Raw genomic sequence first — 12718 nt, forward strand, 5'->3', positions numbered from 1 at the left:
CTCCATGTCCATCCGCGGCCACGGGTGGAAGTGGCGCCGGAGTGGAACGCGGACGAAGACCTCTCCCCACCCGGCCACCCGGCCGGCTGACGGCACCCCGCCGGTTCAATCGAGCAGTGTCGCGTCGGTGACATCCAGCAGCCCCAGCTGCGCCATCCGCGCTTCCACCTCATGCACCTGGCGCAGGTGCGCCTTGTTGCGCAGGTCCAGACAGCCCTCTACGGACACGATGATCGTGCCGCAGCCTTTCACCACATGGACCGAGGCAGCTTCAGGGATGTACCGGTGCGGAACCAGTTCGGGGACGAACCCCATCCAGCCTAGCCAGCGGCGATGGGGAAACAGGCGGTGGTGCTGGACGTAAGTGTCGAAACCCTCTCCATCAGGGAGAGCGCATGTCACGTCGGTAGCAATGTGAAGGACATCCAACACCTCTGCAAGTGCCGCCACGACGCTGCGCACCATCTGCAGCGTGCCATCACGTCCGAACGCTTCCACAGGCTGATACAGGGAGATCGTACAGACGCCAAACCAGGGCCTGAGCGCAATCTCCACACGGCCGGGGGACAACCATGCAGCGGGGGTGTGTGCTGTCGTGATGACACCCTCGACCGTGCTGGGCAATGTGCCGTAGTCAACGCGATCGGCGTCTGCGTAGCGCTGCATCCTCTCCATGAACCCGCGCGGATTGGAAAGTGGCATCAGACCGCGATCCGGCGCTCGAGGCAGGGAGACCCACGCTGACGGGGGCGGAAACACGCCCTGCAGCTTTTCGAGCATACGCACGAGGCAATCATGCACAGCCTCGGACGTCATCGAACGTTCGGGGAGAATGGCCTCGACGAGCACACTTCTCATCGTCATGGGGAGTACCGGCAAGCGGATGACAACGGTCCAAATGCCTTGGAGGCTGCTTCATAGCAAAGGCGCTGCAGAAAATGCCACTCCAGCTTTGCGGGAGCACCTTGTCGATGGACATGCAGCGACTGGGCGCTCAATTGACGCATCCAGCTTTCAACTACATTCGGCGACCTGAATCTGGCCCAGCCTTGCAGTTCTCCGTCACTCTCAAAGAACTGCTGGTAGTGCCCCTTCGCCTCAACCACCGTGCACCGCGAACGCCAGAATCCATCAAACCGGATCGCGCCGTGCCGCCATTCGGTGATCGTAATTTCGGTCATGGACTTGGGCACTCTGGCCAGCATCCGGTCCAGTGCCGTTCCGCCGTAGGTGTAGTCGAAGTGCTCCGGCGCCGCGTACAGGTTGGCGATACGTCGCTGGTAATCGAAATCACGGAACTGCCTGTACGGAATGGTGTAGTTGGCCGGCGTCAGATAGCCCTGCGCCAGCTTGCACGTCGTGCAGGCGTTCTGATTGCTGGTCTGCGCGCAGTCGGTATCGCGCGCCTGCACCGACGGCTCCACCACGGTATCGGTACCGATACCCAAGGCGCGCTGGATGTCCGCCCAGACCTGGCCGATGCTCGGCCCGGTGGGCACCTCGCGGGTCGGGTCCCAGCCGCCGGGATGAGCCGGGGGCGGCGGCGGAAGTGGCAGGGGCAAGGGAAGTGCACCCATCAACGCTCCTTTCGGTGGGACAGGTGTGGCGAGGCAAGCAACGCGAGCAGGTCGGCAGCCGTCACGTTGGGCTGGTCGGTGCTGTTGAACCACACGCCGGTCACGGCGTGGTCGCGCAGCGTGCGTGCCCAGGCCACGTCCGCTTTCACCCAGCGCACCAGCGTGGGCAGATGGGTGATGCGCAGTGCACGCACCGCGTGCCGGTAGCTGTCGTGCACGGTCGCCCGCAATGCATCGTCGGCGACAGCGAACGTGGCGTCAGGGTAATCGTGGCGGACTTCGGCCGCCATCGCGGGCGCCCAGTCCGCTGCATCGGGCAGGCTCAGCGAGGCGTACTGTCCTGCAGAGAGCTGCAGCGGGCCGGTGCCCGACGGTTCGGTTTCCGGGTCCGCCCGCACCGTGACGGGGCGCCCCTGCAGGGTCGTCTCCCACACTCGCACGGGGCCGAGCAGGTCGCGCTGCTGAGCCGGGGTCAACACGTCTCCATAGCGCCGCCAAGCACGCGGGCAGTAGACGCGCATCAACGCACGCTGGCCATCCGGGAGGCGCAGTTCGAGGCACGCCTGCAGGTGGTTGAACAGCGCGTCGAACCCGCCCGCCGCCCAGACCCGGGTGACGCCGGCCGCCGTGCCGCCCAGCGTCACCCGCCAGCGTTCCACCGGCTGCTGGAGCGCGCCCCGCGGCAGCGCCACCAGCCAGGGCGCCGCGTCGGCATGGATGGCCTCGGGACGGCCGGCGAACAGGCATCGCGCGACCACCCCCGCACTGGCGACGTGGTGGCGCAGGTCGCCGATGCGCCCGGGTGACGCGGCACAGTCAACCAGGGCGTAGTCCTGCAACGCACTCATTCCAGGCGCACCATCGGCGTGCCGGACCGTGCGGCGTCCATCAGGCACTCCAGACAGACCGGCGGCGCACTGGACGCGGCTGCCGGCGCGCAGACAACTGCCGGTCCCGCGACGTCTTCCTTCGCCGGCGCGGGCGCCGCCTCCACGTACACCAAACGCTGCACGGTCGAGCGCAGATGGCAGCCACACGCAAGCAGATCCCCGTCCAGCGCGACAGGCTGGCCATCCACGCGCAGGGTCGGATCTCCACCGACGATGGCGAACGCGCCCCCGTGCAGCGGACAGGTGGCGTAGTCGCCCACGCGCGCCACTGCAGCGCCCTCGATATCGGTGAACGGCGAGCCGGTGATCACCCGGCCGCACCTGCTGGTGGTGTCACCAACAACGATCCAGTATCTGCGCATGGCCCTCTCCTGTGCCTTCCCTGGGGCCAGGACTGTCCCCCGCGCAGCGCCGGCGTCGCCATCGGAATCGACCGAATCTGCCGGCGCGCCCGATGCTCCCCTGTGACACGGGCGATGGCGGGCAGGCGGCCTGCCCCGCCGGATGTCGCGACTGCCCTGCCCCGCGGCCTGCCCCCGCCCTGGCCGGCGTCGAAACGAAACGGAACGGATCTTGCACGCACTTGGAGGAATCCTCCCCCGTGTCGTGCCCCGATGTCCGAGAACGAACAAGCCGGCGAAAAAACCGAACAACCGACCGAGAAACGGCTGCGCGACGCCCGCGAGCAGGGCAACATCCCGCGCTCGCGCGAGCTGGCCACGGCAGCGGTGTTCGGCGCCGGTGTACTGGCGCTCATGGCCTTCTCCGGCAGCATTTCACGCAACGCGCAGGCCTGGATGAAGCAGGCGCTGAGCCCCGAACCCGGTCTCCGCCAGAACCCGATGGCCCTGTTCGGCCATTTCGGCGAGAGCCTGGCCCAGCTGCTGCTGGCGCTGTGGCCGCTGGTGGTGGTGTGCCTGCTGGCCAGCTTCCTGTCACCGGTGGTGATGGGCGGCCTGCGCTGGTCCAACAAATCCCTGATGCCCGATGTGAAGCGGCTCAGCCCGATGGCCGGGATGAAGCGCCTGTACGGCCCCGAGGCGATCGCCGAGTTCACCAAGTCGCTGCTGCGCATCGCGTTTGTCGGCACGGCGGCCGGACTGGTGGTCTGGGGGGGTATCCAGCCGTTGCGCGCCCTGCTCCACCAGCCGCTGGAAGCGGCGATGGTGCATGGGCTTGGCTTTACCCTGAAGCTGATGCTGGCCACCGGCGGCGCGATGCTGCTGCTCGCGGCGATAGATGCGCCATACCAGCGCTGGAACTGGATGCGCAAGCTGAAGATGACCCGGGAAGAGCTGCGCCGGGAAATGAAGGAGAGCGAGGGCAGCCCCGAGGTAAAGGGCCGCATCCGCCAGCTGCAGCAGCAGATGTCCAACCGACGGATGATGGAAGCGGTGCCTACCGCTGACGTGGTGGTGGTCAACCCGACCCACTACGCCGTGGCCCTGAAGTACGACGGCGGCAGGATGGGCGCCCCCACCGTGGTGGCCCTGGGGGTGGATGAAACCGCCTTGCGCATCCGCGAAGTGGCCGACGGCAACAAGGTCGCCATTGTCTCCGCGCCGCCTTTGGCACGCGCCTTGTATCGGGAAGGCCAACTCGGCAAGGAAATCCCCGTGAGATTGTATTCGGCCGTCGCCCAGGTCCTGTCCTACGTCTACCAGCTGCGCAGCTGGCGTTCCGGCCCGATGCCGGCCTCGCCGCGCATCGACATTGAAGAATTCACCAATGGAGCCCGCCCGTGAGCGCCCAGCCTGCAGGAATGAACGTGCGCAAGGCGCTGGATATGATCCGCCACGGGCTTGGTGCCCCGCTGATCGTGCTGGCGTTGCTGGCAATGGTGGTGGTGCCGCTGGCACCGCCGGTCCTGGATGCCCTGTTCACCTTCAACATCGCCATCTCGCTGATGGTGCTGCTGGCGGTGGTCTATGTGAAGCGGCCGCTCGACTTCACCATCTTCCCGATCGTGCTGCTGATCACCACCATGCTGCGCCTGGCGCTGAACGTGGCCTCCACCCGCGTGATCCTGCTCAATGGCCAGAACGGCCACGAGGCGGCCGGCAAGGTGATCGCCGCGTTCGGCGAGTTCGTGATCGGCGGCAACTACGCGGTGGGCATCGTGGTGTTCGCGATCCTGACCATCATCAATTTCGTGGTGATCACCAAGGGCGCCGGACGCGTCTCGGAAGTGACCGCGCGCTTCATCCTCGATGCCATGCCCGGCAAGCAGATGGCCATCGACGCCGACCTCAACGCCGGTTTGCTGACGCGTGAGGAGGCCAAGGCCCGTCGTGAGGAAGTCCGTGAGGAAGCCGACTTCTACGGTGCGATGGACGGCGCCAGCAAGTTCATCCGCGGCGACGCCATCGCCGGCATCCTGATCCTGTTCATCAACATGCTCGGCGGCCTGGCCGTAGGCGTGTTGCAGCACGGCATGCCATTTGGCGAATCCGCGGCCACCTACACGCTGCTGTCCATCGGCGACGGCCTGGTGGCGCAGCTGCCGGCACTGCTGGTGTCCTCGGCGGTGGCGATGCTGGTCACCCGCGCCTCGCGGTCGCAGGACATGAGCCAGGCGATGATGGGCCAGGTGTTCGGCCAGCATCGCGCGCTCACCATCGCCGCGGCCATCCTCGGCGTGGTCGGGCTGGTCCCGGGAATGCCCAACGTCGCCTTCTTGACGCTGGCCGCCATCCTCGGCTTCATCGCCTGGAAGCTCTGGAAGAAAAGCTCCGCGGCTGCCCGCGCCGCTGAAACCGCAAGCGCCGGCCGCCCCGATGCACCGGGCCTGCCCGGCGCCACGCCCTCGCCCACCGCCGAGCTGACCTGGGATGAACTGCGTCCGGTCGATCCGCTGGGCCTGGAAGTGGGCTACCGGCTGATCCCGCTGGTGGACAAGAACCAGGGCGGCGAGCTGATGGCACGGATCAAGGGCGTGCGCCGCAAACTCACCCATGACATCGGCTTCCTGATCCCTTCGGTCCACATCCGCGACAACCTGGAGCTGCCGGCCACCGGCTACCGCCTGCTCATCCACGGCGTGCCGGTAGCGACGGCGGAAATCCACCCGGACCGCGAGCTCGCCCTGGACCCGGGCAGCGCGCTCGGCGCGCTGGACGGCATCGCCGGCAAGGACCCCGCGTTCGGCCTGGACGCCACCTGGATCCAGCCGCATCAGCGCGCCCATGCCGAGTCGATGGGCTACACCGTGGTCGACCCCGCCACCGTGGTGGCGACCCACCTGTCGCACCTGATCCGCGAGCACGCCCCGGAACTGCTGGGCCACGAGGAAGTGCAGCAGCTGCTGGCCAACCTCGGCAAGAGCGCCCCCAAGCTGGTGGAGGACCTCACGCCCAAGTCGCTGCCGCTGTCGGCGGTGGTGCGGGTGCTGCAGAACCTGCTGATCGAGCGCATTCCGATCCGCCAGCTGCGCAAGATCGTCGAAGCGCTGGTGGAGAACGCGCCCAACAGCCAGGACCCGTCGGTGCTGACCGCCGCCGTGCGCAACGCGCTGGGCCGCTTCATCGTGCAGGAGATCGCCGGCATGTCGGCGGAGCTGCCGGTGTTCACCCTCAACCCGCAACTGGAACGCGTCTTGCAGGAGTCCACGCAGGGCAACGGCGCCGCGCTGGAACCCGGACTCGCCGAGCGACTGCACCAGAGCCTGGCCGACTGTGTCGGCAAGCAGGAAGCGAAGAACGAGCCGGCGGTTGTGCTGGTACCCGGCCCGGTACGTGCCGCGCTGGCACGGCTGGTACGCCACAGCGTCCCCTCGCTGTCGGTACTGGCCTACAGCGAGGTGCCGGAGGACAAACGGTTGAAGCTGGTCGGCACGATCAGTTGAGCCGGTACTCCGACGGCAACGCGCCAGAAAACAGACACCCCCACTTTTGACATCACCGCAGCAGGACACAGAGGGAAACCCGGACCGTGCAGACCACCGACAACCAGCGCTTCCCTTCCACCACCCCGCCGCCCCAGTCCCGGTACCACAGCATGAAAATCAAACGCTTCGTCGCCTCCGATATGCGCTCGGCCATGAACCTGGTGCGCAAGGAACACGGTCCTGACGCGGTGATCCTGTCCAACCGCCGGATCGAGGAAGGCGTGGAGATCGTGGCTGCGGCCAACTATGACGAAGGCGCCGTGCAGCGCGCCCTGGAAGCCTCGCGCAAGGATGTCGCGCCGCCGCCGGTGCCGCGCCCGCGCAGCGCCGCCGATGCGGTGATCGCCGCCGTCACGCGCCGCAAGGCCCCGGTCGTCGCCCCCGAACCGGTCGCGGCCACCACCTCGGCCGTGGCCGCCCTGGCGCGCGCGGCCGTTGGCGCCACCGGCCGCACGCTGGATACCGCCAACGAAAACGTGCCCCCGCCGGGCAGCGCCGGCTTTGCCGCCACGCTGTCGCGGGCCAGTGTGGCCACCCCCGTCAATGAACCGTCGCTGCCGGAGCAGATCTTCGCGCCGTTCAATGTCGAACAGGCGGCCGCTGCTGCGCCCGCGCCGATCGCGGCCCCGGCCACACCGGCCGCCGCGCCGATCAACCGCGCGCGCTTCGTGATCGACCCGCCGATGGACGATGCCCCGCACATCCAGATGTATGCACCGCCGGCCCAGGCGCCGGTGACGATGCCGCCGCTGCCGGTCGCCGCCGTGGCCGCGCCGGTGTCGGCGGTCCTGGACCCCGTGCCGGTGGCGCAACCGCCGGCACTGCCGGTCGCGGTCGCCGCTGCTGCAGCCGACATCGCGGCCGATGCGGTTGCGCGCCCCGCACCGGAACTGACCGTGGTGCCCCGGGACGACGAGGAAATCCGCCAGCTGCGTCACGAAGTGGCCGGCATGCGCCATGTGATCGAGCGCGAAATGCATCGCTTCACCGACGAGCGTCTGCGTGGCTCGCCGGTCCGAGCGGCCGCGTTGGACCTGATGGAGGAGTACGGCTTCGATGCCGGCATCAGCCGCGACGTGGCCCTGCAGATCCCGCTGGATACCGAAGCCCATCGCGGCCGCGGGCTGATGCTGGGCCTGCTGTCCAAGAAGCTGCCGATCGCCCCGGTCGATCCGCTTGACGCCGGTGGTGTGATCGCCCTGGTCGGCCCGACCGGTGCCGGCAAAACCACCACCATTGCAAAGCTGGCCTCGCGCTTCGCCGAGAAGCACGCCGCACGCGACGTGGCCCTGGTCACCACCGACACCGGCCGCATCGGCGCCCGCGAGCAGCTCTACGGGTTTGGCCGTCAGCTTGGCATCGCCGTGCATGAAGCCAACAGCGGCACCGATCTGAGCCAGCTGCTGGAGCGTCTGCAGGACTACAAGCTGGTTCTGATCGACACCGCCGGCCTTGGTCCGCGCGACCGTGCCCTCGCCGCCCAGCTGCAGTGGCTGCGGGCCGCCGACCGCATCCGCACCCTGCTGGTGCTGCCGGCCAACACCAGCTTCGGCGACATGGACGAAGTGGTCCGCCGCTTCAGCGCTGCCAACCCGCAGGGCGTGGTGCTGAGCAAGCTGGACGAGACCGGCCGCTTCGGCACCGCCCTGTCCGTGGCGGTAGACCACTGCCTGCCGATCACCTGGGTGACCGACGGCCAGGACGTCCCGGAGGACCTGCACCGCGCCAGTGCGGCCAATCTCGTCCTTCGCCTTGAAGATTTGCGCCGCGCGGCCGATATGCCCTGCAACCCGGAGTTCAACCATGCCGTCGCGTGAGTACGCCAAGCTGACCAAGACCTTCCCGTTGTCGGCTACCCGCAGCCAACCGCTGGGCCCTGTCCGCACCATCGCCGTCACCGGCGGCAAGGGCGGCGTGGGCAAGACGAACGTTTCGGCCAACCTGGCCGTAGCGCTCGCGGACATGGGCAAACGCACGCTGCTGCTGGACGCCGACCTCGGCCTGGCCAACATCGATGTGATCCTCGGCCTGCAGCCGAAGGTGACCCTGGCCGACCTCGTCGCCGGGCGCTGCACGCTGGAGGAAGTGATCATGGAGGGCCCGGGCGGCGTGCTGGTGGTGCCGGCCGCGTCCGGTCGCCGCCACATGGCCGAACTGCAGCCGGCCGAACACGTGGGCCTGGTCAACGTGTTCTCCGAGCTGGAGCGCGAGCTGGACATCATGGTGGTGGACACCGCCGCCGGCATCACCGATGGCGTGCTCACCTTCTGCCAGGCCGCACAGGACACCGTGGTGGTGGTCTGTGACGAGCCGGCCTCGATCACCGACGCCTACGCACTGATCAAGGTGCTCTCCCGCGAGCGCGGCGTGGACCGCATCCAGGTGGTGGCCAACATGGTGCGCGACCCCAACGAAGGCCGCGTGCTCTACGAGAAGCTGACCCGGGTCTGCGAGAAGTTCCTCGCCGACGTGTCGCTCAACTACCTCGGCTGCGTTCCGCAGGACGACTGGCTGCGTCTGTCGGTGCAGCGCCAGCAGCCGGTGGTCAAGGCCTACCCGTCCAGTCCGTCGGCGCTGGCGATCACCGAGATCGCCCGCCGGACCGCCCGCTGGCAGGCCCCGACCGAGCCGCGCGGCGGCGTCGAGTTCTTCCTGGAACGCATCCTCAAACAACGCGGGGTGGCCGCATGAAAGGCGCCGCACAGTACAAAGAGGTCCAACGTACCGCCGCCAACGAGTGCATCGCCCAGCATTCGGACCTGGTGCGGCGCATCGCCCACCACCTGGCCGCGCGCCTGCCGGCGAGCGTGGAAGTGGATGACCTGATCCAGGCCGGCATGATGGGCCTGATCGAGGCCTCGCGCAGCTACGACGCCGACCAGGGCGCCTCGTTCGAGACCTACGCGTCGATCCGCATCCGCGGGTCGATGATCGATGAGATCCGTCGTGGCGACTGGGTGCCGCGATCGGTGCACCGCCGTGCACGCGATGCGGCCGCCACCATCCGCCGCCTGGAGCAGAGCACCGGCCGTGCCGCCAGCGCCACCGAAGTGGCCAACGCGATGGACATGCCGCTGCCGGAATACCTGCGACTGATGGAAGACGCCGCACGCGGCCAGGTACTGAGCCTGGAATCGCGGATCGAGGACCAGGGCGAGCTGGATACCGTCGCCCAGGGCGGCCCGACCCCGCAGCAGGTCCTGGAGCGCGGCGAGTTCGGCCGTGAGCTGGGCAATGCGATCGGCCTGCTCCCCGAGCGCGAACAACTGGTGCTGTCGCTGTACTACGAACAGGAATTGAACCTGAAAGAAATCGGCGCGGTGCTCGGGGTGAGTGAATCCCGGGTGTGCCAGATCCACGGCCAGGCGGTATTGCGCCTGCGCGGCCGACTGAAGATCTTCGAGGCGGCCGACGCCGGCCTCGAAAACCCTTGAAATCGAGGAAAGTGCTTTGAACAAGAACATGCGTATCCTGATCGTCGACGATTTTTCGACCATGCGTCGTATCGTCAAGAATCTGCTGGGCGATCTGGGCTTCACCAATACGGCCGAAGCCGAGGACGGGCATGCCGCGCTGGCACTGTTGCAGAGCCAGCCGTTCGACTTCGTGGTCACCGACTGGAACATGCCGGTGATGACCGGCATCGACCTGCTCAAGGCGATCCGTGCCGACGCCAAGCTGAAAACCCTGCCGGTGCTGATGGTGACGGCTGAAGCCAAGCGCGAGCAGATCATCGAAGCGGCCCAGTCCGGCGTCAACGGCTACATCATCAAGCCGTTCACCGCACAGACGCTGGAAGAGAAGCTCGGCAAGATCTTCGAACGCCTGGCAGCGAGCGCCTGATGGAAACCCTCAGCGACAAATCGGCGCTGGTGCAGCGCCTGCAGGACGCCCTGGCCGCGCTGGAAGGCGGCGACGAGGCCGGCTGGCGCCGGGAAATCGACGCGCTGGCGGCCCTGCGCACGCAGCCGATGATGGCCGGCCTGAACCGGCTCGCCCGCGAGCTCGGCCAGGCACTGGGCGAACTGCCCAGCCTGCCCAGCGAAGCCGGCGAACTGGACGACGCCTGCGCGCGCCTGGACCACGTGGTGGCGATGACCGAACAGGCCACCCACCGCACCCTGGACCTGGCCGAAGAATGCCGCGCGTTGACCGAACAACTGCGCGCCAACGGGCTCAGCCCGGACCAGGACCTGCAGCTGGACCGCATCCGCCACAACCTCACCGAGATCGCCCTGACCCAGAGTTACCAGGATCTGACCGGGCAGATCATCCGCCGCGTGGTCGGCATCGTGCGCCGCGTGCACGAAGGCTTCGGCGCGCTCGGCCTGCCGCCGCAGGAAGACGACGCGCGCCGGCGCGACACCGGCCTGGCCGGCCCGGCCGTCACGGGCCTGGACCGCCACCAGGTTTCCCAGGTCGACGCTGACGACCTGCTCTCCGATTTGGGGTTGTAAGACGATGAGTGCTGTTCCGGACGACATTGCCGCCGATTTCATTCTCGAGGCCCAGGAGATCCTGGATCGCCTCGGCGAACAGCTGGTGTCGCTGGAGCAGTCGCCCCAGGATACGGATCAGCTCAACGCCGTGTTCCGCGGCTTCCACACCCTCAAGGGCGGTGCCGGCTTTCTCGGCATCCAGGCGATGGTGGAGCTGTGCCACGCCGCCGAGGAGACCCTCGGCATGGCCCGTTCCGGCCAGGCCACCCTGCAGGCGCACCACTTCGACGCCGGCCAGCAGTCGCTGGACTACCTGCAGTCGATGCTGGACTCGGTCTCGGCCGGCACCGAGCCGGGGTACGCCCCGCCGGAGCTGATCGCCCAGTTCGATGTAAACGGCCCGGCCACGCCCGCACCGGTGGCGGCCCCGGCGGGCAATGGTGAGCTGATCACCGAGGACGAGTTCGAGGCCCTGCTGGACCAGCTGCATGGCGGCGCGGCGCCGACGGCGGTGGCCAAGGCCGCCGATGGCCTGATCGGCGAAGACGAGTTCGAAGCACTGCTCGACCAGCTGCATGGCGGCGCCGCCCCCGGTGCCCAGCCCGTGGCCGCCGTCGCCGCACCGGCCCCGCGTGCACCCGCCGCCCCGGCCCCCGCCGCCGCGAAGCCAGCCGCCAACAAGCCGGTCGCCGAAGCCGAGCATACGGTGCGCGTGGACACCAAGCGCCTGGATGCCATCGTCAACCTGATCGGCGAACTGGTGCTCTCGCGCAACCGTCTCAAGACCCTGCGCGCCCGCCTGCACGATGAAGAGCTGGACCGCGCCGTCTCCACCCTGGACATCGCCACCGCGCGCCTGCAGTCGGCGGTGATGCGCACCCGCATGCAGCCGGTGGGCAAGGTGTTCTCGCGCTTCCCCAAGGTGGCCCGCGACGTTGCCCGCTCGCTCAAGAAGGAAGTGGACCTGGAACTGGTCGGTGCCGAGACCGAACTGGACCGCAACCTGGTGGAGGCCCTGGCCGACCCCCTGGTGCATCTGGTACGGAATGCGATCGACCACGGCGTGGAAATGCCCGACCTGCGCGAAGCGCAGGGCAAGCCGCGCGGCGGCCACGTCCGGCTGTCGGCCCAGCAGGAAGGCGACTACGTCAGCATCGAAGTGCAGGACGACGGTGCCGGTATCGATCCCGAGCGCCTGCGCGCCAAGGCCCGTGAAAAGGGGCTGATCGACCCCGAAGCGGCCGCCCGCCTGACCAGCGAGGAATGCCTGCACCTGGTGTTCCTGCCAGGCTTCTCCACCAAGCAGCAGGTCACCGACATCTCCGGCCGCGGCGTCGGCATGGACGTGGTCCAGTCGCGCATCCGCGAGCTGAGCGGCCAGATCCAGATCCAGTCCGAGCTTGGGCGCGGCAGCCGCTTCATGATCCGCGTGCCGCTGACCCTGGCGATCCTGCCCACCCTGCTGGTGCAGGCCGGCGAGGACGTCTACGCGCTGCCACTGGCACGCGTGATGGAGGTGCTGCACGCCCCGAACACCTCGCTGGGCTGGTTCGACGGCCGCGCGGTGCTGGATCGCAAGTCGCATACCCTGCCACTGGTGGACCTGCGCCATTGGCTGGAGGTCGACCCGGTTCCCTCGCCCCTGCTCACCATCGTTGTTCTGCAGGCCGGTGAAGCCCGCTTCGGGCTGGTGGTGGACCAGGTGCGGGGCCGCGAGGAAGTGGTGATCAAGCCGCTGCCCAAGGCATTGCGCGGTCTGCGCGGCTACGCCGGGGCCACCCTGATCGGTGACGGCCGCATGTCGCTGATCCTCGACGTGGACGGCCTGCGCTGACCACCGGTAGCGCCGGGTGCTGCCCGGCGGCTTTCCCCCTCCAAAAGTGTGACCGCCGCATCACCCTGTTCCGTCGGCGTCTCAAGTCCCAT

12 protein-coding genes are annotated in these 12718 nt (G+C 68.2%); 8 read left to right on the forward strand and 4 right to left on the reverse strand.

Features of this window, described 5'->3' with window-relative positions:
* Positions 1 to 105: 105 nt before the first annotated feature.
* Genes GDJ08_RS01780 through GDJ08_RS01795 form a run of 4 tightly spaced genes read right to left on the reverse strand, consistent with a single transcriptional unit; the run spans position 106 to position 2829 of the window.
* Positions 106 to 864: an Imm52 family immunity protein gene (locus GDJ08_RS01780; protein WP_153164173.1), complete on the reverse strand. Its 759-nt coding sequence runs from the start codon at positions 862 to 864 to the stop codon at positions 106 to 108.
* Positions 861 to 1577 carry a Tox-REase-5 domain-containing protein gene (locus GDJ08_RS01785; RefSeq protein WP_229296423.1) on the reverse strand — a complete coding sequence of 239 codons (717 nt, stop codon included), beginning with the start codon at positions 1575 to 1577 and terminating at the stop codon, positions 861 to 863. The genes GDJ08_RS01780 and GDJ08_RS01785 overlap by 4 nt, the downstream gene beginning before the upstream one ends.
* Positions 1577 to 2425 carry a DUF4123 domain-containing protein gene (locus GDJ08_RS01790; RefSeq protein WP_153164174.1) on the reverse strand — a complete coding sequence of 283 codons (849 nt, stop codon included), beginning with the start codon at positions 2423 to 2425 and terminating at the stop codon, positions 1577 to 1579. The genes GDJ08_RS01785 and GDJ08_RS01790 overlap by 1 nt, the downstream gene beginning before the upstream one ends.
* Positions 2422 to 2829: a PAAR domain-containing protein gene (locus GDJ08_RS01795; protein WP_136004059.1), complete on the reverse strand. Its 408-nt coding sequence runs from the start codon at positions 2827 to 2829 to the stop codon at positions 2422 to 2424. Before GDJ08_RS01795 ends, GDJ08_RS01790 begins: the two co-directional genes overlap by 4 nt.
* 252 nt (positions 2830 to 3081) lie before the next feature.
* Here GDJ08_RS01795 and flhB point away from each other — a divergent pair, with 252 nt between their 5' ends.
* The 8 genes from flhB to GDJ08_RS01835 all read left to right on the forward strand — a co-directional run bounded on the left by flhB (position 3082) and on the right by GDJ08_RS01835 (position 12626).
* Entirely contained in the window at positions 3082 to 4212 is a 1131-nt protein-coding gene (flhB, locus tag GDJ08_RS01800; protein WP_153164176.1) for a flagellar biosynthesis protein FlhB, read from the forward strand.
* A gap of 17 nt (positions 4213 to 4229) precedes the next feature.
* Positions 4230 to 6311 carry a flagellar biosynthesis protein FlhA gene (gene flhA / locus GDJ08_RS01805; protein WP_165699771.1) on the forward strand — a complete coding sequence of 694 codons (2082 nt, stop codon included), beginning with the start codon at positions 4230 to 4232 and terminating at the stop codon, positions 6309 to 6311.
* Between the two features lie 152 nt (positions 6312 to 6463).
* Entirely contained in the window at positions 6464 to 8170 is a 1707-nt protein-coding gene (locus tag GDJ08_RS01810) for an AAA family ATPase (RefSeq protein ID WP_153164180.1), read from the forward strand.
* Positions 8157 to 9044, forward strand: coding sequence for a MinD/ParA family ATP-binding protein (locus tag GDJ08_RS01815; RefSeq protein ID WP_017357463.1), 888 nt, complete (start codon positions 8157 to 8159; stop codon positions 9042 to 9044). The genes GDJ08_RS01810 and GDJ08_RS01815 overlap by 14 nt, the downstream gene beginning before the upstream one ends.
* Complete coding sequence (locus GDJ08_RS01820) at positions 9041 to 9787, forward strand: RNA polymerase sigma factor FliA (protein WP_017357462.1); 747 nt, start codon at positions 9041 to 9043, stop codon at positions 9785 to 9787. Before GDJ08_RS01815 ends, GDJ08_RS01820 begins: the two co-directional genes overlap by 4 nt.
* Positions 9788 to 9803: 16 nt before the next feature.
* Positions 9804 to 10196 carry a chemotaxis response regulator CheY gene (gene cheY, locus GDJ08_RS01825; protein ID WP_017357461.1) on the forward strand — a complete coding sequence of 131 codons (393 nt, stop codon included), beginning with the start codon at positions 9804 to 9806 and terminating at the stop codon, positions 10194 to 10196.
* Positions 10196 to 10810, forward strand: a complete 615-nt coding sequence (locus tag GDJ08_RS01830; protein WP_017357460.1) for a protein phosphatase CheZ — start codon at positions 10196 to 10198, stop codon at positions 10808 to 10810. Before cheY ends, GDJ08_RS01830 begins: the two co-directional genes overlap by 1 nt.
* A 4-nt stretch (positions 10811 to 10814) precedes the next feature.
* Entirely contained in the window at positions 10815 to 12626 is a 1812-nt protein-coding gene (locus GDJ08_RS01835; RefSeq protein ID WP_153164182.1) for a chemotaxis protein CheA, read from the forward strand.
* Positions 12627 to 12718: the final 92 nt, after the last annotated feature.

This window comes from Stenotrophomonas nematodicola (genome assembly GCF_009467805.1).
Classification (GTDB): Bacteria; Pseudomonadota; Gammaproteobacteria; order Xanthomonadales; family Xanthomonadaceae; genus Stenotrophomonas; species Stenotrophomonas nematodicola.